28 protein-coding genes are annotated in these 20,067 nt (G+C 64.5%); 10 read left to right on the plus strand and 18 right to left on the minus strand.

Annotation, left to right across the window (positions count from 1 at the left end):
* Positions 1–42: 42 nt before the first annotated feature.
* Together ACX12F_RS21895 and ACX12F_RS21900 are read left to right on the plus strand one after the other, a co-directional pair.
* Positions 43–426: an STAS domain-containing protein gene (locus ACX12F_RS21895; RefSeq protein ID WP_459366434.1), complete on the plus strand. Its 384-nt coding sequence runs from the start codon at positions 43–45 to the stop codon at positions 424–426.
* A gap of 41 nt (positions 427–467) precedes the next feature.
* Entirely contained in the window at positions 468–926 is a 459-nt protein-coding gene (locus ACX12F_RS21900) for an ATP-binding protein (protein ID WP_459366435.1), read from the plus strand.
* 3 nt (positions 927–929) lie between these two features.
* Here ACX12F_RS21900 and ACX12F_RS21905 read toward each other — a convergent pair whose 3' ends face one another.
* From ACX12F_RS21905 to ACX12F_RS21930, 6 genes are all read right to left on the minus strand, one after another.
* Positions 930–1,376, minus strand: a complete 447-nt coding sequence (locus tag ACX12F_RS21905) for a response regulator (RefSeq protein WP_459366436.1) — start codon at positions 1,374–1,376, stop codon at positions 930–932.
* A complete protein-coding gene (locus ACX12F_RS21910) occupies positions 1,373–2,950 on the minus strand; it encodes a sensor histidine kinase (protein ID WP_459366437.1) in 1,578 nt (525 codons plus the stop codon). Before ACX12F_RS21910 ends, ACX12F_RS21905 begins: the two co-directional genes overlap by 4 nt.
* Positions 2,947–4,158, minus strand: a complete 1,212-nt coding sequence (locus ACX12F_RS21915; protein WP_459366438.1) for a PP2C family protein-serine/threonine phosphatase — start codon at positions 4,156–4,158, stop codon at positions 2,947–2,949. Before ACX12F_RS21915 ends, ACX12F_RS21910 begins: the two co-directional genes overlap by 4 nt.
* 148 nt (positions 4,159–4,306) lie before the next feature.
* The gene (locus tag ACX12F_RS21920) at positions 4,307–5,056 is read right to left on the minus strand and encodes a SigB/SigF/SigG family RNA polymerase sigma factor (RefSeq protein WP_459366439.1); all 750 of its coding nucleotides are present in this window, start codon (positions 5,054–5,056) and stop codon (positions 4,307–4,309) included.
* The gene (locus ACX12F_RS21925; RefSeq protein ID WP_459370459.1) at positions 5,053–5,472 is read right to left on the minus strand and encodes an ATP-binding protein; all 420 of its coding nucleotides are present in this window, start codon (positions 5,470–5,472) and stop codon (positions 5,053–5,055) included. Before ACX12F_RS21925 ends, ACX12F_RS21920 begins: the two co-directional genes overlap by 4 nt.
* A 278-nt stretch (positions 5,473–5,750) precedes the next feature.
* Positions 5,751–5,906: a hypothetical protein gene (locus tag ACX12F_RS21930; protein ID WP_459366440.1), complete on the minus strand. Its 156-nt coding sequence runs from the start codon at positions 5,904–5,906 to the stop codon at positions 5,751–5,753.
* A gap of 276 nt (positions 5,907–6,182) precedes the next feature.
* On the opposite strand from ACX12F_RS21930, the gene mbp1 (ACX12F_RS21935) reads away from it, so the two are divergent.
* Together mbp1 (ACX12F_RS21935) and ACX12F_RS21940 are read left to right on the plus strand one after the other, a co-directional pair.
* The gene (mbp1, locus tag ACX12F_RS21935) at positions 6,183–6,428 is read left to right on the plus strand and encodes a microaggregate-binding protein 1 (RefSeq protein WP_459366441.1); all 246 of its coding nucleotides are present in this window, start codon (positions 6,183–6,185) and stop codon (positions 6,426–6,428) included.
* A gap of 224 nt (positions 6,429–6,652) precedes the next feature.
* Positions 6,653–7,330 carry a hypothetical protein gene (locus ACX12F_RS21940; RefSeq protein ID WP_459366442.1) on the plus strand — a complete coding sequence of 226 codons (678 nt, stop codon included), beginning with the start codon at positions 6,653–6,655 and terminating at the stop codon, positions 7,328–7,330.
* 41 nt (positions 7,331–7,371) lie between these two features.
* Here the strand turns inward: ACX12F_RS21940 and ACX12F_RS21945 are convergent, their stop codons facing one another.
* Entirely contained in the window at positions 7,372–7,818 is a 447-nt protein-coding gene (locus tag ACX12F_RS21945; RefSeq protein ID WP_459366443.1) for a response regulator, read from the minus strand.
* 199 nt (positions 7,819–8,017) lie between these two features.
* The gene (locus tag ACX12F_RS21950; protein WP_459366444.1) at positions 8,018–8,764 is read right to left on the minus strand and encodes a TetR/AcrR family transcriptional regulator; all 747 of its coding nucleotides are present in this window, start codon (positions 8,762–8,764) and stop codon (positions 8,018–8,020) included.
* A 498-nt stretch (positions 8,765–9,262) separates the two neighbouring features.
* On the opposite strand from ACX12F_RS21950, the gene mbp1 (ACX12F_RS21955) reads away from it, so the two are divergent.
* Both mbp1 (ACX12F_RS21955) and ACX12F_RS21960 read left to right on the plus strand, forming a co-directional pair.
* Complete coding sequence (gene mbp1, locus ACX12F_RS21955; protein WP_459370460.1) at positions 9,263–9,508, plus strand: microaggregate-binding protein 1; 246 nt, start codon at positions 9,263–9,265, stop codon at positions 9,506–9,508.
* 195 nt (positions 9,509–9,703) lie between these two features.
* The gene (locus ACX12F_RS21960; protein WP_459366445.1) at positions 9,704–10,792 is read left to right on the plus strand and encodes an NADH:flavin oxidoreductase/NADH oxidase; all 1,089 of its coding nucleotides are present in this window, start codon (positions 9,704–9,706) and stop codon (positions 10,790–10,792) included.
* Between the two features lie 67 nt (positions 10,793–10,859).
* Here ACX12F_RS21960 and ACX12F_RS21965 read toward each other — a convergent pair whose 3' ends face one another.
* From ACX12F_RS21965 to ACX12F_RS21975, 3 genes are all read right to left on the minus strand, one after another.
* The gene (locus ACX12F_RS21965; RefSeq protein WP_459366446.1) at positions 10,860–11,609 is read right to left on the minus strand and encodes a hypothetical protein; all 750 of its coding nucleotides are present in this window, start codon (positions 11,607–11,609) and stop codon (positions 10,860–10,862) included.
* A gap of 6 nt (positions 11,610–11,615) precedes the next feature.
* The gene (locus ACX12F_RS21970) at positions 11,616–11,942 is read right to left on the minus strand and encodes a DUF732 domain-containing protein (protein WP_459366447.1); all 327 of its coding nucleotides are present in this window, start codon (positions 11,940–11,942) and stop codon (positions 11,616–11,618) included.
* A 169-nt stretch (positions 11,943–12,111) separates the two neighbouring features.
* The gene (locus tag ACX12F_RS21975; RefSeq protein ID WP_459366448.1) at positions 12,112–12,573 is read right to left on the minus strand and encodes a nuclear transport factor 2 family protein; all 462 of its coding nucleotides are present in this window, start codon (positions 12,571–12,573) and stop codon (positions 12,112–12,114) included.
* Positions 12,574–12,665: 92 nt separating this feature from the next.
* On the opposite strand from ACX12F_RS21975, the gene ACX12F_RS21980 reads away from it, so the two are divergent.
* Positions 12,666–13,226: a TetR/AcrR family transcriptional regulator gene (locus tag ACX12F_RS21980; RefSeq protein WP_459366449.1), complete on the plus strand. Its 561-nt coding sequence runs from the start codon at positions 12,666–12,668 to the stop codon at positions 13,224–13,226.
* Positions 13,227–13,253: 27 nt separating this feature from the next.
* On the opposite strand, the gene ACX12F_RS21985 is transcribed toward ACX12F_RS21980, so the two are convergent.
* Complete coding sequence (locus ACX12F_RS21985) at positions 13,254–13,670, minus strand: DUF5313 domain-containing protein (protein WP_459366450.1); 417 nt, start codon at positions 13,668–13,670, stop codon at positions 13,254–13,256.
* Positions 13,671–13,856: 186 nt separating this feature from the next.
* Here ACX12F_RS21985 and ACX12F_RS21990 point away from each other — a divergent pair, with 186 nt between their 5' ends.
* Positions 13,857–14,345: a MarR family winged helix-turn-helix transcriptional regulator gene (locus tag ACX12F_RS21990; protein WP_459366451.1), complete on the plus strand. Its 489-nt coding sequence runs from the start codon at positions 13,857–13,859 to the stop codon at positions 14,343–14,345.
* A gap of 42 nt (positions 14,346–14,387) precedes the next feature.
* On the opposite strand, the gene ACX12F_RS21995 is transcribed toward ACX12F_RS21990, so the two are convergent.
* Positions 14,388–14,825 carry a hypothetical protein gene (locus tag ACX12F_RS21995; protein ID WP_459366452.1) on the minus strand — a complete coding sequence of 146 codons (438 nt, stop codon included), beginning with the start codon at positions 14,823–14,825 and terminating at the stop codon, positions 14,388–14,390.
* A gap of 139 nt (positions 14,826–14,964) precedes the next feature.
* Positions 14,965–15,645, minus strand: a complete 681-nt coding sequence (locus tag ACX12F_RS22000) for a hypothetical protein (protein WP_459366453.1) — start codon at positions 15,643–15,645, stop codon at positions 14,965–14,967.
* Between the two features lie 333 nt (positions 15,646–15,978).
* On the opposite strand from ACX12F_RS22000, the gene ACX12F_RS22005 reads away from it, so the two are divergent.
* On the plus strand, positions 15,979–16,680 hold the full coding sequence (locus tag ACX12F_RS22005) for a TetR/AcrR family transcriptional regulator (RefSeq protein WP_459366454.1): 702 nt from the start codon (positions 15,979–15,981) through the stop codon (positions 16,678–16,680).
* A complete protein-coding gene (locus ACX12F_RS22010; protein ID WP_459366455.1) occupies positions 16,673–17,278 on the plus strand; it encodes a TetR/AcrR family transcriptional regulator in 606 nt (201 codons plus the stop codon). The genes ACX12F_RS22005 and ACX12F_RS22010 overlap by 8 nt, the downstream gene beginning before the upstream one ends.
* Here ACX12F_RS22010 and ACX12F_RS22015 read toward each other — a convergent pair.
* The 4 genes from ACX12F_RS22015 to ACX12F_RS22030 all read right to left on the minus strand — a co-directional run bounded on the left by ACX12F_RS22015 (position 17,264) and on the right by ACX12F_RS22030 (position 19,732).
* Entirely contained in the window at positions 17,264–18,640 is a 1,377-nt protein-coding gene (locus ACX12F_RS22015; protein ID WP_459366456.1) for an ABC1 kinase family protein, read from the minus strand. The two genes, ACX12F_RS22010 and ACX12F_RS22015, sit on opposite strands and share 15 nt — an antisense overlap.
* Before the next feature lie 286 nt (positions 18,641–18,926).
* Entirely contained in the window at positions 18,927–19,136 is a 210-nt protein-coding gene (locus ACX12F_RS22020) for a hypothetical protein (RefSeq protein ID WP_459366457.1), read from the minus strand.
* Positions 19,133–19,336 (minus strand): hypothetical protein, encoded by a 204-nt coding sequence (locus ACX12F_RS22025; protein ID WP_459366458.1) that lies wholly within the window; start codon positions 19,334–19,336, stop codon positions 19,133–19,135. Before ACX12F_RS22025 ends, ACX12F_RS22020 begins: the two co-directional genes overlap by 4 nt.
* Positions 19,337–19,423: 87 nt before the next feature.
* Positions 19,424–19,732, minus strand: a complete 309-nt coding sequence (locus ACX12F_RS22030; protein ID WP_459366459.1) for a hypothetical protein — start codon at positions 19,730–19,732, stop codon at positions 19,424–19,426.
* Positions 19,733–20,067: the final 335 nt, after the last annotated feature.

Here is a 20,067-nt window from a genome sequence, read left to right on the forward strand (position 1 = left end):
TTGGACTGTCGGCTCATGTGTGTGAGCCCCTCGGAGGTGACAATGACAAGCCAGCCAGTCCACGGAAGCGGCGATCCTGCCGCGACGAGCTGCGCGGTCGAACAGAGCCAGATCGGCGCTGTCAGCGTGGTAGCAGTATCCGGAACGGTGGACATGCTCACCGCTGGGCAGCTCGAATCCGCGCTCAGCACGGCGGCCATCGGCGCGGCCCAGGCGGTCGTCGTGGATTTGAGCGCCGTGGACTTCCTGGCCTCGGCCGGGATGGGTGTGCTGGTGGCGGCGCATGCGGAACTGGCACCTGCGGTGCGGCTCGTCATCGTCGCCGATGGCCCCACCACCAGTCGGCCGCTCAAGCTGGTCGGGATCGCCGACCTGATCGAGCTGTTCGCCACACGAGACGAGGCCCTCGCGGCCGTCACCGCCTAGAGCGGTCGTTGTCAATCGGAAGGTAGGTCGAGCAGGTCGATATGACGGAGCCGGACCAGTCGAGCAGCGGGGCGCGTTTCAGCAAAACGGACGTGGTGGCAATCCCCGAACATGCCGCATCCGTCCGTCAGGAGTTCTCCACCTGGTTGACGGGGCACTTCGCACTGGACCGAGTGAAAGCCAGCGATATCGTGCTCGCTGTCAACGAGGCGTTGGCCAACGCCGTGGAGGCCGCGTATGCCGATGCGGCCGCCCCCGGTTTGATGCACGTTCGAGCCAACTTCGACCGCGAGTCAGGTCTGCTGACGGTCACTGTGACCGACGAAGGCACATGGCGCCCAGCCGCAGCACAGGTCGCGAACTCTGCCCGGGGCCGCGGCATCCCGTTGATGCGGGCGCTGACGGACCACGCGTCGATCGAACCGACCGCTGCCGGCACCCAGGTGCGCCTGCAATGGGATGCCGTGGAAGCCGCAGCCGCCGACGCCGCCGGCGGGTGACCTTCAGCGCTGCGGCAGCCGCACCACCTGAACGAAGAACTCGTCGATCTCCCGCACCGCCTTCATGAACTGATCGAGATCGACCGGCTTGGTCACGTAGGCGTTCGCATGCAGCTTGTAGCTGCGCAGGATGTCCTCCTCGGCGGCGGACGTGGTGAGGACGACGACCGGTATGTGACACAGGTCGGCATCGGACTTGATCGCCTCCAGCAACTGCCGGCCGTCGTACCTCGGCAGATTCAAGTCGAGCAGGATGAGGTCCGGAGTCGGCGCATTCGCATGGATACCGCGCCGGTAGAGAAAATCCAGACCTTCCTGACCGTCGCGGGCGACATGCAAAGTGTTCTTGATCTTGTTGTCGGCGAACGCTTCACGGGTTATCAACTCGTCCCCCGGATCATCCTCGACCAGCAGGATGTCGACCACTCGGCCGGCTGACGACGCGCTCATGGGTGACTTCCCTCCGGTTGGTCTGACGCGATGACGTTCGGTTCGGTGGTCGGCGTGGCCGGCAACGTGAACACGAACCGGGTGCCGTCGGTGTACGACGTGTCGATCCTGATGGTGCCGCCGTGATGTTCGACGATCTTCTTGCACAGCGCCAAGCCGATGCCGGTACCGCTGTAGGCATCGCGGCCGTGCAATCGCTGAAAGATGACGAACACCTTGTCCACAAACTCCTCGGCAATCCCGATCCCGTTGTCCGTCATCGTGAATACCCAGTTGTCGGCGTCCTCACCCGTTCCGGGCTTGCAGTCGATGACAATGCGAGGCGCTTGGCCCTCTCGCCGGAACTTCACCGCGTTACCGATGAGGTTCTGCCACAGCATCGTGAGCAGGGTGGGGTCGCCGTCGACGCGCGGCAGGCCGGCGGGCGGCATCAGCACCTGAGCTCCCGACTCGGTGATCGAAGTCGTGAGGTTTTGCATGGCCGACGCGACAGTTTCGCCCAGATCGACCTCGGTGTGCGTGGCGTTCATCCGGCCGACGCGGGAGAAGGTGAGCAGGTCGTTGATCAGCACCTGCATGCGCTTCGCGCCGTCGACGGCGAAGTTGATGTATTCGATCCCGCGCTCGTCGAGCTGATCGCCGTACCGCTTCTCGAGCAGCTGGCAGAAGGACGCAACCTTGCGTAGCGGCTCTTGCAGATCGTGCGAAGCGACGTAGGCGAACTGCTCGAGTTCGGCGTTCGATCGACGCAGCTCCTCGGCTTGTTCGTCGAGGGCAAGGCGGGCGAACTGGGAAGCCTCGAGTTCCTCGACGATGCGCTGCCGCATCTCCTCGACATCGACGGCGATAGCTCGAATGTCACTGGGCCCCTGGGGAACTATGCGCTCGTCGAAGTTACCCTGCGTGATCCGGCGGCATGCCGCGGCGAGGGCCCCCAAAGGGCGGGTTACCGAACTGCGCACCAGCATGGCCAGAACCACCGCCATGACGACGAACGCACCGACCATGGTGGCCAGCACTCGGTCGCGCCACTGGCGTATCGACGCCAACCGCGCGGTGTCGGCATCGCGCGCCTGTTCCAGGTGCCGGTTCTGTGCATCGAACAGCACGCGCAGGTTGTCGAACGCTTTCTTGCCGTCCTCGTTGGTACCGCTGTCGACGACGGCTGGATGTCCCACGACAACGCTGGCGATCAACGGCTGGGCATAGGCGCTGCGCCAGGTGGCAGCGGCTCGTTCGATCGCATCAAGGTCGGCGATCAGAGCATCGCGACCGCCGAGCATTTTCCGCATATCCTGCGCTGCAACAGTTTCAGCGTGTTGTCCGGCCGTATACGGCGCCAGGAATTGGCTGTCGGCGGCGCTCGCGTAGCCGCGGACCGCGGTCTCTTGGTCGCGCAGTCCGGCTTGCAACCGGTAGGCCGCCACGCGCGCGGGTTGCAGGTGCTCGATCAGTTCGCTCGAAACCCTGTCGGTCTGGTTCATCAGGAGGGCACCACCGACGGCGCCGGAGACGACCACCACGCCCATCGCCGAGAGAACCAGGTTCTGCCAGCCCTGCACTGTCAACTTCATGATGCCGAGCGCTCCACTCGAATGACGGCGATGTCGTCGGTGAGACCGCCGAAGGGCTCGGCTCGCGTCGCCGCCTCGCCGATCAGCGCTTTGACGAACTCGACCCCGGGCAGGTGGGCCAGTGAGCGGGCCGTCGCCAGCAGTCCGGGTTCCCCGAGACGTTCGCCGGCGGCCCCTGCGGGTCCCTCGAACAGTCCGTCCGTCAGCAACATCAAACCGTCGCCCGGTCGCAACTGCAGCCGGTTGACCGGCCATTCGGTGGCGCCGAGTCCCAGTGCCGGGCCGGCGGCCGGCTCCAGCCAGTCGACGGTACCTGCGCCGTGCATGAGCAGCCCGGGATGTCCCGCCCGCACCACGTCGAACTGCCCCGTATCGGGTGCCAGTGCCACACTGAGCAGGGTCGCGAAAGTGCCGCGGCTGGGACGCTCGGTGGTCAGGATGCGGTCGAGCTGACGCATCCGCTCGTTACCGCGCAGACCGGCGAAAGTCAGTGCGCGCCAACCGATTCGGAGCGCCACCCCCAACGCGGCTTCATCGGGCCCGTGTCCGGCCACGTCACCGATCATGACGTGTACGGTGCGATCCGCTGTCTGTACGACGTCGTAGAAGTCGCCGCCGATCAGAGCGTCACGCCGGCTAGGCAACGACTGCGTGACGATCTCGACGCCGGGACTGTCCAGAAGCAGCGGAGAGGGCAGCAGGCCACGTTCCAGGCGGGCATTCTCCTGAGCGCGCAGTCGGCTGGCGCGCAGGTCCACCGCGGTGACCTCGGCACGCTTGCGTTCGATCGCATAGAGCACCGCGCGACGCAGCGTGTCGGGGTCCACGCGGCCCTTCACCAGGTAGTCCTGGGCACCGGACGCCATGGCAGAAACGCCGAAATGCTCGTCGTTCAGACCGGTGAGAACGACGATCGGCAGGCTCGGGGCCAGCGCGCCCAAGCGATCGAGGGCGTCGACCCCGCCGGCATCGGGCAGGTGCAGGTCGAGCAGCACGCAATCCGGACGGATGGTTTCGAGCGCGGTCGCCGCCTGGGTCAGCGTAGGGGCCCAGTGAAAGTCGATCTCGATCGCGGCATCGGCGATCAGCTCTTCGACCAGGAGGGCATCGCCACGATCGTCTTCGACCAACAGCAGCGACAGCGGCCGCTCCGCGGTGGGTCCCACTCTGGGAGGAATGGAGCGGTTCATCCGCGGCTCTGCCGGCATGGACAAGTGGTCACATCCTTCACCAAGGGGCCACCTACGTCGCGCTGACCTTCTTGTTTCGTGTGTTTACCGCTGCGGACGTTACCAGTTGGTCCCACGCCGCTTGGACCATTGATGCGCGCCGCACGTCGCCGGCCCCTGCCCCGACCTACTCCAACTTCTCTCGTAGCTGCGCCAGGGTTTTCGCCAGTAGCCGTGACACGTGCATCTGGGAGATGCCCACCTTCGCCGCGATCTGTGACTGCGTCATCGACTCGAAGAATCGCAGCACCAGCACGGTCCGCTCACGCTCGGGCAGTTCGGCCAGCAGCGGCCGGAGCGCCTCGCGATACTCGACCTTCTCCAGGCCGGGGTCGACGTCGCCCAGCGTCTCAGCAAGAGATGGGCGCTCCTCGCTACCCGCGGCACCGTCGATCGAGGTGGTCTTGTAGGAGCTCCCGGCCATCAGACCGTCCAACACCTCGTCCCGATCGATATTCAGCTCTGCGGCCAGTTCGGACGCAGTGGGCGCGCGCCCGAGGCGTTGCGACATCTCGGCCGTAGCCGACCCGATCTGCAGATGCAGCTCTTTCATCCGCCGCGGGACCTTTACCGACCAGCTATTGTCACGGAAGTGGCGGCGGAGCTCTCCCATGATCGTAGGGACCGCGAAAGACGCGAAGTCCGAACCCATCTCGACGTCGAATCGCTTCACGGCGTTGATGAGGCCGATGCGCGCGACCTGCAGCAAGTCATCGCGGGCTTCGCCTTTGCCCTCAAAGCGCCGCGCAATGTGGTCGGCCAACGGCAAACAGCGCTCGATGATCGCGTCCCGCTGCTCGAGGTATTCAGCTGAGTCCTCGGTGGAGTTCCGGAGCTGACGGAACATCTCGAGAACGTCCGCATACTCCGCCGTCACCGCTGCAGACTCACTCGTCTCGAGGTCAACGAAACACCCAGCACCTGGGTGCCGTCGATAGCCTGCTCGTCGGCGAAAGTCGATACCTCATCAGTCAGCGAGTTGAGCACATGCCAACTGAAGGTGTCCGGCTTGACCACCGCACTGCCGCGATCGGCATCAGCCGCACAGCGCGCCGAAGCGCGAATCACGACAGCATCATTCGCCGGATCGACGACCACCCGAAGGCTCGACCCCGGCACCGCGGCGCGGATCAGGCCGGTACACGCTTCATCGACCGCCAGCCGGATATCGGAGATGGCGTCCAGATCGAAATCCTCGAAGGCGGCAACCGCTGCCACGAGCGTCCGCAGGACGGCCAGGCTTTCCGGAGACGCCGCAACGATCAACTCAACCGACCGATCGCTCGACGCCATGTCGCCCCGCCCCACTGCCTCAACCACGTATATCCTCCAGCGTTCCCGTGCAGGCCACTCCACGTCGCACTTTGTGTACCCATTGTCCATGGCTGCTCAACCGAACGTGCATCGCCCGCCGCCGCCCCTTCGTGACGACGCCGATGCCCGCAGATACACGACCGCATCAGCACGCCTCGCAGTCTGCACGGCCGTTCGATTCATCCTGCGTCGCAGTCTATTTCGCTTACCGGCAACGATTCTCGAGCACCAAGGTGACCTCATTGCCACACGCTCGGCTAATACCAGTAGCGGCGGCCGGCGACCGGCCGTCCGGTCGCCCCCAGCAGCCAAAAAACCGCACCCACCACCAGCACAACAACGCCGGCTACCCACAAGGGGTAGATGTTGAAGATCAGCCCAAGAGCGAGCAATGCAGCTCCGACCAGAATCATGGTGCCTCTTTCCGTTGCGGGCAGCGCACGCGCCTCGTCGCGGTGCCTGCCCCGTCTGACCCCGTCGGCCAGCCAGCAGTCCTTTCCATACCCACAACCATCGTCTGCTCAAACATTTCGGGTCACGACCACCGGAATGTGCTGTGGGGCAGCCGTATCCGTGTGGCGTAGATCGCAATAGTCGCGGTTTGACCTTCGCCAAAGCCGGGAATTCTCGGCAGGCGTGGGGAACGGTTCTCCGTGCATCAAATCCGATCCGCCAGCGGAAGGGTAGCCATGAGCGAGAACAACAAGACCGGACCCGAGGAAGCCATTCAGGGAGTCGTCGAAGGGGTCAAGGGCAAGGCCAAGGAAGTCATCGGCACCGTGGTTGGCCGTGACGACCTGGTTCGCGAAGGTCAGGCCCAGCAGGACAAAGCAGACGGGCAGCGCGCGGCGGCCAGGAAGGAAGCCGAGGCCGAAGCGGCGCGCGCCGGGGTGAAGGCGGCTGAGGCCCGTGAGCGGGCAGAGCAGCAGAAATAGCGCACAGCAAGGGCACGGCCCAGTCCAGCGACATGCTGGACTGGGCCGTCCTCTTTAGAGGACCGATGCTGAAACCTAATGCACTGCAATGCATTTCGGCAATCACGTGACTGACAGTCGCGCATTCTGCGTCGCTCCGACAAGTTGTTTTGCGGGCCGACGGAGTGGGTAACCGGGAAGCTAGCTGACGCACTCGAGCGTCGCCCGACTCGAAGGAATTAGGGATGGCACTCGAACCGATGGCGGCGCCACGAAGTGCAGACGAGAAGGCGATAGCCGGTGAGCGAGTGACCGACAGGGCCGTGACGCCCGGCGTGACCGCCCATTTGCCGGTACTGCTGGTGGGGCTGCGCTGGTTGTTCGATACCGAACAACCAGCCGGTGCAGTGCAGTGTCCCGCCGGCGACAGCTTGCCTTCGGTGGGCGGGCGGGCTTTCCGGTTCATCCCCGCGGACCGCGACGGCCGGGCGGCCCTGGGCATAGCGGTGACCACCGGCATCGCCGGCGACGCAATCGGGGGCCACGAGGCGGCTGACTTCATCGATCTGCTCGAGGGCATGGGCGAAGAGGTTCTTGCCATCAACTCCGTCGCGGCAGGATCGTTCTACGTGCTGACCTTGGCGCGGCCGGCCCATCCGACGTTGCGAAGCGCGGTTGTTCGCCATCGCGCGCAATACCTCGAGGACTGCACCGCCTCACCATTCGGACCGGCGCGACCCGCCCCCGTCGTCAACGCCGTGAGCGCCATGGACCTGCAGCGACAGGCGGCCATGAGCGCTGCCGAACAGGGCAGCGAACAATCACCCGACGATGCCGGTGGCGTGCACTGGATGGACCGCTTCGGTGGTCCGACAACCATCGCGGCCACCGGCACCGAGCTGTGTCTGACGATGCAGGTCTAGCGCGGGGCCGCAGCGTCCGGCACAGGACGAACCAGCAGGCCTCAGCCCCGCGGCAGCCGCACCACCTGGACAAAGAAGTCATCGATCTGGCGCACCGCACTCAAGAACTGCTCGAGATCGACCGGCTTGGTCACGTAGGCGTTGGCATGCAGTTTGTAACTGCGCAAGATGTCGTCCTGCGCCGATGACGTGGTCAGCACGACGATGGGTATGTCGCACAGTTCGATGTCCGACTTGACCTTCTCGAGCAACTGCCGTCCGTCATACTTCGGTAGATTCAAGTCGAGCAGGATCAAGTCCGGTCGCGGCGCACCTGCATGGGCACCGCGTCGATACAGGAAGTCCAAGCCCTCCTCGCCATCGCGGGCGACATGCAGAATGCTCTTGATCTTGTTGTCCGCAAAGGCTTCCCGGGTGATCAATTCGTCCCCCGGATCATCCTCGATCAACAAGATGTCGATCGCCCTGCTGTCGCGCGGCACTGTCACGTGCACACCTTCCCAACCCATACGTAGACGACGTTCGATCCATCGTCCGGCCGCGCCGGGAATATGAATACACGGCGGGTTCGGCCTTCCTTCTACGGCGCCTGCCGACAGTCTCCTGCCATGGCATGCGACCCCCGACCACAGTCAGTTTACATTGTAAACAGGGGTGCTGTCCGCCAGGTTACGGTGGCTCGCCTGGTCAGCGCCGCGGCAAATACGATTCGAGCCGATCCAGCAGCGCTTCGAGAGCTTCCTCGAACTCGGCTTCGCCGTGATCTTCCGACAGCAGGGTTTGCAGTCGCTGCAGCTGCGGATAGTCCGACAGCCTGGCCTTTGGATGTTCGACTTCGTCAAGGATCGCCTCGGCGGGGCTCAACCGGGCGCCGCGGGCAGACACCTCCAGCAAGAGCTGTCCCAGCAGGAACGTGGTGTACGCCCGATACGCCGCCACGGCCGCGACGTCATCGAACCCATACGAGAGCAGGGTGTCGAGGAAGCTCTCCATCCAGCGCATACTGCGCAGCGGTGGGCGCACCCACGGCGCCTCAGGCGCCTGCGTGGCCACCAGCGGAAAGACCTCGGGATGCTGCAGCGCGATCTGACGCACGCCGTGGCCAAGGCGGATCAGATAGTCCTGCCAGCCGTCTTCCTGCCTACGAGCCGCCAGCTGGTCGGCGTACAAGCGGTCGATGACATGGTCGACCACGCCGGTCAGCAGATCCCCTCTGCTGTGCACGTACCGGTACAGCGCCATCGCCTCGACACCGCACGCGGCGCCCAACCGGCGCATGGTGAGCTTCTCCAGCCCATGCTGGTCAATGAACGCGATCGCGGTGTCCAAGATGTACTCGCGGGTCAACGAGGCGGAGTGGCCGTCGCGCACCGCATGGCCGGGCACTCCATCAGAGCCGCCCGAGCCCGCTGAGGCGACATCAGAGTCATTCAATTCCGACAACTCGCCCGACCTCCCAGCACTCGTGACATACCGCCCCAACGCTAGCCGCAGAAGGCGACGAAACGGCGGAGCGTCACCGCGTGCAGCGTGCTGGTTTCAGGAAGAGGTCCGAAATACCTTCAGGGCACGGCCGTCGACCGTGACGGTGGCCTCCGCCGCCAGCGGCGTTGCCTCGTCATCAGCGGTCGCCAGACCACTGGCGGTATCGAGAAGTAGCTGCCATCTCGAACCGAATTGCCCTGGCGGCAGCGTGAATTCGATGGCTTCATGGTGAGCGTTGAAACACAACTCAAACGAGTCGTCGACGACCCGCTGCCCGCGTTCGTCCAGATCCGGGATGCCTCGTCCATTGAGGTAGATCCCATGTCCGGCAGGTCACAGTTCTGCCGCGTTTCGTCGCCGTCCAGGCCGGAAATTCTGACAGCAGGGCGTGGCACAGACGCCGCTCCTGAGGCAATCCGTCCATTCATGAGTAGCGGAAAGGCAGGCATGACCGAGAAAAAGAACACCGGACCCGAGGAAGCCGTGCGTGGCGTGGTGGAAGGTGTGAAGGGTAAAGCGAAAGAAGTCATCGGCACCGTGACAGGTCGCGACGACGTCGTGCGCGAGGGCCAGGCCCAGCAGGACAAGGCCGACGCGCAGCGCGACGCCACAAAAAAGGAAGCAGAGGCCGATGCAGCGCGCGCCGGCGCCGAAGGTGCCGAGCGGCGACAGCAGGCCGAACAGCGGCGCTGACTGTGTACCGACGAGACGCCCAGCCCGGTTCATCCGGGCTGGGCGTCTTGCGCGTCGGAGCCCAGATGTGGGGACGGCATCGCCGCCAATGGACCTGAGGCGCGAGCCTGCGGCAGCAGCTACCCTTCAGAAGTCCGGATCGGACGCTATGCGGACCATTGCCCGTCCGGCCCGAATATTCTTGGGAGTGAACCGATGTCAACGCTCTTCACACCGCTCACGCTGCGCGAGGTAACGTTCGCTCACCGGGCGTGGATGTCGCCCATGATGCAATTCTCCGCCGTTGCCGAGGGACCGGAAGCCGGTACCCCGACCGACTGGCACCTGCAGCACTTCGGTTCGCGGGTCGTCGGCGGCGTCGCGCTGGCGATGGTCGAAGCCACGTCCGTGGACCCCGTCGGCCGGAGCAGTATCTACGACCTCGGTTTGTGGAACGACCAGCAGATCCCGGCGTTCCAGCGCTTGACCCGCTTCATCACTTCCCATGGCTCGGTGCCGGGCATTCAGATCGTGCATGGCGGCCGCAAGGCATCCACCGGTCGACCCTGGCCTGACCCCATCCGGACCCCCGAGTCCTGGATGACGCTGGGCCCCAGCGCAATTCCGTTCGGTTATCGGCCCGTTCCCGCCGAGCTCGACGTCAACCACATCGAACGAGTCGTGGCAAGCTTCGCCGACTCCGCCCAACGCGCTGCAGCAGCCGGCTTCCAGGTCCTCGAGATCCACGGCGCGCATGGCTATCTCATCCACCAGTTCCTGTCTCCGCAGTCGAACACGCGGACCGATGCGTACGGCGGTTCGCTCGATAACCGAATGCGATTCGCGCTGCAGGTCACCGAAGCTGTGCGCGCCGCGTGGCCTGAGCACCTGCCGTTGTTCTTTCGGGTTTCAGCCACTGACTGGCTCGCCGGAGACACCGACGACCCGCGCCCCGGCTGGACCGTCGCCGATACGGTCGCTCTCGCCACCCGTTTGAAGCAGGCCGGTGTCGACCTCATTGACGTCTCCACCGGCGGAGCCGTCCCCGACGCACGGATTCCGGTGGCCCCCGGTTATCAGGTGCCATTCGCGAAACGGGTCCGCGCTGAGGCAGACATCCCAACCGCCGCGGTCGGATTGATCACAGAGGCCGAACAAGCCGAAGCGATCGTCTCCGGCGGCGAGGCTGATGCCGTCTTCGTGGCCCGTGCCCTGCTGCGCAATCCCAACTGGGTTCGCGATGCCGCTCAACACGTCGGGGTCTCGCTGCCATACCCGCCCCAGTACTCACGGGCATTCCGATGACACCCCGAGGCGGCCAGGCTCAGCTGCCGGCACAGTGAGCCAACCTTCCCAGGTGCCGACCGGAGCGTCAGTCGACAAGCTTGGTCAAGCAGTACACCCGCTGCGGTGACGTGAACACCATCGCCTTCGCCGCAGTGGCGCAGGCCGTTTCATCGACGCTGCCGTCGAGGCGCTGGGTCACTTTGAACACGCCCGTGTGGGAGTTCGCGATAGTCGGAGCCTGCGCGCAATCGATGTTCCTGATGCTCTTGCCCGTGAGGTCCAGCGCGTAGCAGTCCCCCTCATGCAGGTTCAGCGCGAAGCACAAGGTCGCGGCCTTGGGGTCATCCTGATTGCTGGTGGCGTAGAAGTACGGGCCGTCCGACGGCGCCTTGCCATCCGGACACAGACCCTTCGACGTCTCGCCCGCCAATTCGTAGACGGCATCCGATGATTCGCAGCTGGTCGAGGTGAAGTGGAACTTCTCGTAGTCGGTGGTGGTGACGCACTGCCCCGACTTCAGCTGGGCGCCGAAGGCGTTGGTGTGCAGTCCTTTACGGACCACATTGAATACCCCACCGACCAGCGCCAGCAACAGCACTACACCCACAATCCACATCCACGGCTTGAGCCCTGACTTGCGCGGCGGCGGATAACCCGGCAGCGGGGTCGACGGACCGTAGTACGGCTGCTGGCCGGCCCAGGGTTGCGGGGTCGGCGCCGGCCAACCGGGCTGCGGTTGCCACGCCGGTGCTGGGTTCGGTGGGCTCGGTGGGCCGACCGACGGTCCCTGCTGCGGATCGCCCCACGGGCCTTGGTGCGGTGGTGGTTGCGTCACGGGCGGTCAGTTCGGGGCCGAGGTGCACAGGATGCCGTGCGCCGCCTTGACGAGCGCCCCGGTGGGGCCCGCGTCGGCCCCGTACTGCCCGGCCAGCGCACCGACGACGTCGGGTCGCGCCTGCCCGCTGAACGCCATCTGACAAGCCTGCAAACCGGCCTGCATAACCGCGTCGTCATCGCCGGGGAAGCCCGCATTGCGGGCCTGGTTGATGAACCGCTGCTGTTCCGGCGTAAACGGCATTGGCCACGCCGACGCGGGACCCGCAGCGGCCACGGACAGCGCGGCGGCCGCGGCAACAGCACCGGCCGCCAGACGAATTTTTGCGATCATCTCTCCCCCAGGTGTCTGACTCCCACGGGCTGCGGGACGTCAACATGAATGAGCGTAAATGCCCCCCGCGGGCCCCACCAGTACCGCACCTGCCCCGCCGAACGACAACGCGGGTCCGGCCGCATCTGGCTGGACCCAGGCGCTGTGCGGAAAATGCTGCGCCCGTGGACTATTGGAGCGGGAGCTCGACTCCACGGTCGTGCGCCGGCCGCAGGCCGAAGATTCGTCGATCAGCCTCGTCGATTCGCACGTCGTTGATGCTCGCCTCGCGGCGTTCCATCAAGCCATTAGCGTCGAACTGCCACAGCTCATTGCCGTAGCTGCGCCGCCATTGGCCGGCGGCGTCGTGGCATTCGTACTGGAATTGCACGGCGATGCGGTTCTCGTGGAACCCCCACAACGTCTTGCGCAGGGCGTAGTCGAGCTCACGTTCCCACTTGGCGGTCAGGAACTGGACGATCTCAACGCGACCAGTGACGAACGCGTCGCGGTTACGCCAGGCCGAGTCGGACGTGTAGGCCAGTGCCACACGCTGCGGATCGCGTGTGTTCCACGCGTCCTCGGCTGCCTGCACCTTTTGAAGTGCGGTTTCTCTGGTGAACGGCGGGACCGGCGGTCGTAGATCGCTCATGATTGCTCTCCTTCTTGATCGAGAACGTGCGTTCTCTATATGACTCGACTAGTGTAGGGAACGTACGTTCTCAACGTCAAGGAGTGGTCTCGATGCCGGCGCCGATCAGCGACGAACAGAAGTCCCGTGACCGGGAGGCGCTGCTTGATGCCGCTGAAACGCTCTTCTACGAGCGCGGCATCCAGGCTGTCGGGATGGACGACATCCGCGCCGCGGCGGGTATCGCCCTCAAACGGATCTACGGGCTGTTCTCAACCAAGGAAGACCTCGTTGTCGCCGTCCTGCAACGTCGCGACAGGAGGTGGAGAGGCAACCTGACCGACTACGTGGAGCGGCGCCAGGACCCGCGAGAACGCGTACTGGCAGTCTTCGACTGGCTTGAGCAATGGTTCGCCGAGCCTGATTTCCGCGGTTGCGCCTGGGTCAACGCCTTCGGCGAACTGGGTGCTGCCTCGCCGGCAATCCTGACCGAGGTACGCGCCCACAAGCAGGCATTCCACGAACAGCTGACCGCATGGGTCACGGCCGCCACCGACGCACCGGCCGAACCGGTGTACCTGCTGGCCGAAGGTGCGATCGTGACCGCCGCCATCACGGGAGATGCCGAGGCAGCGCGCCGCGCTCGGGAAGCGACAAAAATCCTGATCACGTGACCGGCATTCGACTGGTCACACTGAACGTCAGAACGGCCGGCTGTTCGCCTGCCATTTGGCCGATTCCGGTCGCGGACCGAAGCGCTCGACGTAGCGGTCGTGCATGGGCGACTGCTTCTGCCGCAGGACTTCGTCGATCAGGTTGGGGTCGAGTCCGTGCTGACTCAGGCGATAGCGACGCCAGACTTTATTGAGCACGAACGCCATCACCAGCGCCCAAAAGTAGATCGGCAGCGTCATTTCGGAGTGCACATACACCGATGCCGGCAGCAGCCACAGCGGAGCCAGCACAAAGATCGGCGGGATTGCGTATCGGATCATGTGCCGGCGGACGGCTCCCTCGCCAGTCAGGTCCTCACGAACCCAATCCTGCAAATGGTCCGGTAATCGGCGTCCGTAGGCATAGCTGATGCGCTGCCAGAACGTCGGACTGTCGGCGGCCATGACGACTCCCTTGACTGATCGGATCGACGAGCACCATAAGATTAGTACCCTAATAATTAGGACACTATCAGTTTGTCCACTATTCCAGGGCGACGGGACAATCTGACGGACGCCGGCGCCGACCACCTCCGACAGACATGGCGGGCACAAACTGTTAGGGCGCTAACCAGTAATAAACTGGCCAGCATGTCCGCTGTCTCCGAAGACGTCGACCCCCTGGCCCTCGAACGGCAGGTCTGCTTCGCGCTGGCCATCACCAACCGGGCAGTACTTGCCATCTATCGGCCACTTCTCGAACCGCTCGGGCTGACACATCCGCAATACCTGGTCATGCTGGCGTTGTGGGACAACGCGAAATCCAAGCAGGACCCGTTGACCGTCAAACAGATTGCCGCGCTGCTGCAGATGGATTCGGCCACCGTGTCGCCGATGCTCAAACGCCTCGAGACCCTGGAGCTGATCCGCCGCACGCGCAGCGCCACCGACGAACGCACCACCCACATCACGCTGACGCCCAAAGGCGTCGCCCTACGTCGCCGCGCCCTGAAGATTCCACCAGCGGTTGTCGAGCAACTCGGCGTGGACCTCGCCGAGTTGGAACGTCTTCACTCGGTGCTCACCAGAATCAACGCAGCCGCGGTCGCCGCAGGCACGCTGACCACCCAACCCGGGTAACTGTGGCGATAGCAGCGCTCCGGCGCAACTGATTCGGCGTGCTCAATCGACCAGCGCGATACGCGCGTTCAGTGCAGCGGCGAACGACCCCTCATCCACAACACTGACCCACAATCCGCGGATCGGCGCGAACGCCATGGGCACTTTGTCGAGTGCTATTGCGGGACTGAATTTTATCTCGACGATACCGTCGCGCGCGCCGTTGACCATCCAGTTGTCACCGGTGCAATGCACACCCCAGGCCAGGGGCCTGCCGGTCACGAGTTCCGCCGACTGTATGACGCTGTAGGGAGCGTCGAGGCGGAATGCCCAACCGTGGCGCACCCGCAGTACCCCGTCAGCGTCATCGAGGCGGATGCGCGTCCGCTTGGGACCGATCCACATCAGTGTTGCGACAACCCGATACCACCGGTCATAACGCATCGCGAAGTCGACAGACCCTGCGGCTTGGCGCCGGGCCGGCGGCGGGGTCGATGACATCCTGACCCCATCCTCTCGATTGTCGTCCGCTCCCCAACGGCCTGCGCCGTCGTCAAACACCATGATGCGCCAGCCATCGAATCCGGCCCACAATGTCATGCCGCGGCGCCCAGCTCGCCGGGCATGCGGCGATGTGGACCTAGTGCCACTGCGCCCGCGGCCGGCTCACCACGGGGACGAACGCGGGATCGCCGTGAAGGAGCAGGTTGACTTCGCTCGGGCCGGATACCGGGTATTCGGCATCGGAGCCCTCGAATTGAATCGCCTCGATACTGTGGCCGACGAAAACCGTCAACCGCACAATTGACGCTGTCCCGCAAAGCAACTGCCGTCCGCGGTTGTGACGATGCCCCAGGGCGAGGATGCCGCTGGCGACGTTGAGTTCGCCGTCGAACACTCGGACACCAAGGCCGCGAGAATCCGAGCCGGAGAAAACCCGCACCCGTACCGCACGGCCCACCACATCGCATTCGTGGTCGCTCATGGTGTGCACCCACAGCGCATCCCACGCCACACCCGCCTCGCAGTCGAGATCGGCGTGCACGTAGGTGCCCGAATTGCCCCTGGTACCAACGTCTTCGATAACCATCACGCAGCCGTCCGGCGTGATGGCCGCATCGCACAGCAATGTGTTGGACATTGTTTGCATAGCCAACCTCCTTCCACGGCCGCCCACGACGGCCCGCAGCGATGGCATCGCGCTCGACCAGTCCGATCCCAACGCCGAGTACGACAGCAGGGACTCCGCGGCCGCAGTGCGAGCACCAGGCGTGGTCATCGATTTGGTCAACGCGATCACCTCTTTCGCAGCCAGGCTCACGAGCAGCGACCGTCAGCGACCGAATCGCCTATATGGCGGGTCAACCGCGCTCGCCGGCCGCGGACGATTCAGCCTCCGCAGCAAACCGAGCCGATCTTTCGACGAGGCGCTGCCGTGTCCCCCCGCCGTCCTCCAAGCACCGTTCCCCACGAGGGCCGGATCACCCGACTTGCCTGGTGAATCATCTGCAATGACGAGCATTACATAATCGGACTGACGCGTCAACTCCAACCTCGGTGTCGCCGCGCACCCCACCCGGGTCCCCTGGAGCACCGTTTCCGGGTGATGGGGAAACTTGCTGTCGGATCGCGTCGGACCCCTAAACTGTGCCCGGTGTCGAGCTCACGTGTCGCCGATCCGGCCGGTGAACCCCGTACGCGCGGTCGGCCGGCCAATCCCACGGCGAAAGCCGCGCGGCGCCGGGCCATCGTCCAAGCGGCGTATGCCGTCCTGACCGAACGCGGCTATGACCGAACATCGATGTCGGACATCGCGCGTCAGGCCAATGTCGGGCAGGGAACCTTGTACCGCCACTACGCGAGCAAGCGCGTTCTGCTTGACGATGTCTTCGATTACGCGGTTGCGAAGGTCATGCGGGCGTTGCGCCCGCGTTCTTTGACTCGTTTGGATCTGACCGATTATCGGCAGGCGTTGGAACTCATCACGGTGTTCGGCACGCGGATGTTTGCCCTTGTCGATGACGATCCGAACATAGTCCGGCTGATCACAGTGGAAAGCAGCGCCATCGACTCCGAGCTCCGGTATCGCGTGAACGGCCTGTTCTCCGCCTTGGACGTCATGTTGACTCAGTTGTTTGAAACGGCCAACCCCGATCGGGCCACCGAAATCAACCGTCCCACATGGGCATTGCTCGGCCGCATGGTGTTGGGATTGGCCGGTCCGGGCTTACTGATGTCGGTGCAAGGGAACACCTCAACTGCGTCACGTACCGCATTCCTGGCCTCGATAGCAGCCATCGCTGATCACGGGTTGCTGACCGACGAGTCCGCCGAAGAAACGGCCGGCAATGCCTGAGCGGGCAGCGCAGCTCTACGCAGCTGCGATCGAGCTGTTCATTGAGCGTGGATACCGCGACGTTGACGTGTCCGACATCGTCGAGCGTTGCGGGGTCGGCCACGGCACGTTCTACAACTACTTCCGGAGCAAGCGCGACATCCTTGACGCCATCTTGAGCCGAACGATCCAGGAGCTGGCAGCCGCCCTGGTCGGCCAGGGCGAGCGTGCCACGCCTTCCTGTCGCGCCGATTACGTCGCTGAATTCACTGCCCGGGTACGAAGGGCAATCGACTACATCGGCAGTAATCGTGAGTTGATCTCGTTCACGTTGGTCACCGCGCCAGGTGTCGATGAGCAGGCGTACGCGGCCGCGGTCGCGGGCTACGGCAACCTCGGCGCCCAAGTCGCCGCGTTCCTGGCCGAGGGACGCGACCGTGGGTGGGTCCGCGAGGACGGCGAATTGCAGACCGTCGGGCTCGCTGTGGTGTCCTGCGTCGTAGCGGCGACCCTGCCGGTGCTCCTCGACGAGGACGCCGATTTCGATGCCGCGCAGGTCGCTGATTCGTGCTCTGCGTTCCTGCTCGGCGGCATGCGCCAGGCTTTACCGGATTCCTAAGCGCCACTGCTCGATTCGCCGGCCCATCGGTGTCGATGGCGGATTCCCCAACGCCCACTCGCACGCGATGTCGTACCAGGGGCCACAGGACTGCAGGGTTCCCAGTAGGGCGCACACACTCATCTCGGTTCGGCGCGAAAAAGTGTGAGCGCCGGGCATCTGCTGCTGATACATGCCCGAGCGAAAATCAGACCGCGGCAGTATCGCCTGGGACAGCGCTTTGTAGGCGACTTTGTCGGTCATCTGGACCAGGCCCGGCGTGAGGTACCAGCCGGCGACTTCCCGCATGTAGCGCATCGCCATCTCGGCGGGCATCGCATCGGAATCGAGGATGAACCCTGCGGCACAGGCCAACCGATACGCGGTCTCCGTGTCGTTCCGGATGACCGCTTCGAGCGCGGATCGTTGGAGCTCGACCTCACTTTCGCTCATTCGCACGTACAAGCCGAAGTCGACAAAGCCGACTCGATCATCGGGCAGCCGCAGAATATTGCCCGGGTGTGGGTCCGCACAGAAGTGTCCGTTGGTGTAGATGCCACCGCAGTAGAAGCGAAAGATGGCCTCGCCGATGTGGTCTCGGGCCGGCTGGGCGAGGTCGCTGAGCTGATCCAGCGGTGTGCCGTCGAGGTACTCGGTGACCACGATTCGGTCTGTACACAAGTCATCGATCGGTTCGGGGATCACAAATACCGGATGATTGCGATGCGCTTCGAACACGGCCCGATGGTTGGTCAGTTCTGCGCGGTAGTCCAGTTCCGCGCTGATCTGCCGGCTGACTTCAGCCACGACCGCATCCAGGCCCTGGAACGGGAACGGGATCGCGCGCATCCGAACCAACAGCGCCAAGTTCTTCAAGTCCGCACGAACCGCTTGACGGACCGACGGATATTGGACCTTGATGGCCACCCGGCGGCCGTCCGCGAGCGTAGCCCGGTACACCTGCCCCAGCGATGCGGTCGCAATCGGCTCAGACTCGACAGAGCGCACGAGGTTTCGGCGGGCACCCCACTCGGCGTCCAGCAACCGAAGCATGACGGAGCTGTCGACAGCAGGAGCACGGCTGAACAACGGTGACAGCCGGCGGGAGAACTCGTCACGGGTTTCCGCCGAGCTGAGGCCGAAGTTGAGCAACGAAATCGCTTGCCCGAGCTTCATCGCCGCACCCTTCATGGTGCCCAGCGTCTTGGCCAAGTCGTCAGCCAGGCGCAACATCTGTTCATCTCGCGCCCGCGCCTTCTCGTGTTCGGTCAGGAACGGCTCACGGATGGCGCCTGTCGCTCGGCGAGCCAAATGGCGGGCGGCGACCTGCCCGACGCGCGCGCTGCGGGCGGCGCGAGTGGTCGGTTCGTCATCGGGGGTCACGAAACTCTGCCTAGAAATCGGTGATGCGTCTGTCGTAATTGCGAGCGGGCTGCCTCGATACTCGTCCAGTCTGGCGAAAAGGGGACCCTTTTGGCCGAGCCAAGCAGTTCGTCGTCCACGCCGATGTCCTGGTCAAAAGACGTACTCATGCACCCAGGTATCCGGTTCTGACGTCAGCGGCCGTCACGGCGGGTTCGAGCGAATAGACGGCCATCGCGCTCACCGGCTCCCTCGCGCCCACTTCTGCGCCGCCACTTGGAGATTGCGGTTCCCTCCTTGCACAATCTCAGGCCCTGCGAGTATCCGGCCCGCGCCGGGGTACGCGCGCGGCATCGCGCTCCCACAGGAAGACGGCCGTGGTGATCGCTGCGATCGCCGCGGGCAGCAGCATCGGATACGCGTAGATGATCGCTGTGGCGATGATCGTGCCCGCCAGAAACGCGACGCCCCGGATCGCCGGCAACACCCGACGACGTCGCGAACGTTCCGAACTCACGGGCGTTGCCCGTTCGCGATGAATTCGGGACGGCAGGTTGTCGCTGCGGACGTCTGCTGGTGGCCATCTGAGTGCCCGACAGAGTCGACGCGATACTCGTCGACGACGCGCGCCAGCCGGCGTCCCAGAGTCCCGATGAGCAAGCCCAATGAGGCCGCGGTGGTGAAGGCCAGAACTACACCACTCGTGGGATCGAACATCAGCGTGATTCCTCTCCCCCTGACTCTCAGGGCGTCCCCGCTCGAACCGTCTGGCATGGCGCAGGCCGTGGATAACGGTCGCAGTTCCTAGGAGTCGTCTGGTTTGGCGACGGCCGCGTCGGCGTGAAGCGCGTCGATCAATCGACGTAGATGGTGGCGGTGGTCGGCACTGAGCCACCTCAGGTCGTTGGCCAGAGCATGTGCCGCGCTGAGACTAGGGTCGGAAGTGCGGTCGAAGACGACCAACGCCGTTTCGCCTTTGCCATAAGGGATTTCGGCGATGAACCCGTAACGCGCAAGGGACTCGCCGAGCGCGTGAATCCGCCAGCCTCCGTCAATCAGCTTGCGTGCCCGCCAGTACGCGACGCGGACCTCCCGCACCGGTTGGGTCACCAACCGGGGTATCGCACCAGTAATTGGCGCGCATGGGGAAGGCGCCGTGTGCACCAGGGCGTGCAGTGGTTGCAGCTCAGGACGTAACCGATACCGACAATTTTCGGCGTCCCCGAGCTGCGCACACCCATCGCTCGATTCTTGCTGTGTCGACATCGGTCCCACCCCTGCTGCGAAAATTCCTACCGCGGTGGCGTATCCGTCCCGCGTTCTTTGTCGTTCACTCGACTGCCGTTGGACGAGGAAGGTCACGCCCTCCGCTCAAAGCGAACGAGCCATGGGGGTTGATCCCGGTAGGCGCCGTCACCCCTGCGACACCTACCACCCCCTTGCGCCGT

Source organism: Mycolicibacterium sp. HS_4_1, from assembly GCF_054515875.1.

Bases quoted from the DNA above. Each gene is read 5' to 3' on its own strand.
- ACX12F_RS21930 (WP_459366440.1), bottom strand. From the start codon at position 5,906: ATGATTCTGGTCGGAGCTGCATTGCTCGCTCTTGGGCTGATCTTCAAC.
- ACX12F_RS21940 (WP_459366442.1), top strand. From the start codon at position 6,653: ATGGCACTCGAACCGATGGCGGCGCCACGAAGTGCAGACGAGAAGGCG.
- ACX12F_RS22010 (WP_459366455.1), top strand. From the start codon at position 16,673: ATGCCTGAGCGGGCAGCGCAGCTCTACGCAGCTGCGATCGAGCTGTTC.
- ACX12F_RS22025 (WP_459366458.1), bottom strand. From the start codon at position 19,336: ATGTTCGATCCCACGAGTGGTGTAGTTCTGGCCTTCACCACCGCGGCC.
- ACX12F_RS21995 (WP_459366452.1), bottom strand. From the start codon at position 14,825: ATGTCATCGACCCCGCCGCCGGCCCGGCGCCAAGCCGCAGGGTCTGTC.
- ACX12F_RS21915 (WP_459366438.1), bottom strand. From the start codon at position 4,158: ATGCCGGCAGAGCCGCGGATGAACCGCTCCATTCCTCCCAGAGTGGGA.
- ACX12F_RS21990 (WP_459366451.1), top strand. From the start codon at position 13,857: ATGTCCGCTGTCTCCGAAGACGTCGACCCCCTGGCCCTCGAACGGCAG.
- ACX12F_RS21895 (WP_459366434.1), top strand. From the start codon at position 43: ATGACAAGCCAGCCAGTCCACGGAAGCGGCGATCCTGCCGCGACGAGC.
- ACX12F_RS21970 (WP_459366447.1), bottom strand. From the start codon at position 11,942: ATGATCGCAAAAATTCGTCTGGCGGCCGGTGCTGTTGCCGCGGCCGCC.
- mbp1 (WP_459370460.1), top strand. From the start codon at position 9,263: ATGACCGAGAAAAAGAACACCGGACCCGAGGAAGCCGTGCGTGGCGTG.
- ACX12F_RS21975 (WP_459366448.1), bottom strand. From the start codon at position 12,573: ATGAGCGATCTACGACCGCCGGTCCCGCCGTTCACCAGAGAAACCGCA.
- mbp1 (WP_459366441.1), top strand. From the start codon at position 6,183: ATGAGCGAGAACAACAAGACCGGACCCGAGGAAGCCATTCAGGGAGTC.
- ACX12F_RS21980 (WP_459366449.1), top strand. From the start codon at position 12,666: ATGCCGGCGCCGATCAGCGACGAACAGAAGTCCCGTGACCGGGAGGCG.
- ACX12F_RS21900 (WP_459366435.1), top strand. From the start codon at position 468: ATGACGGAGCCGGACCAGTCGAGCAGCGGGGCGCGTTTCAGCAAAACG.
- ACX12F_RS21925 (WP_459370459.1), bottom strand. From the start codon at position 5,472: ATGGCGTCGAGCGATCGGTCGGTTGAGTTGATCGTTGCGGCGTCTCCG.
- ACX12F_RS21905 (WP_459366436.1), bottom strand. From the start codon at position 1,376: ATGAGCGCGTCGTCAGCCGGCCGAGTGGTCGACATCCTGCTGGTCGAG.
- ACX12F_RS21910 (WP_459366437.1), bottom strand. From the start codon at position 2,950: ATGAAGTTGACAGTGCAGGGCTGGCAGAACCTGGTTCTCTCGGCGATG.
- ACX12F_RS21960 (WP_459366445.1), top strand. From the start codon at position 9,704: ATGTCAACGCTCTTCACACCGCTCACGCTGCGCGAGGTAACGTTCGCT.
- ACX12F_RS21985 (WP_459366450.1), bottom strand. From the start codon at position 13,670: ATGGCCGCCGACAGTCCGACGTTCTGGCAGCGCATCAGCTATGCCTAC.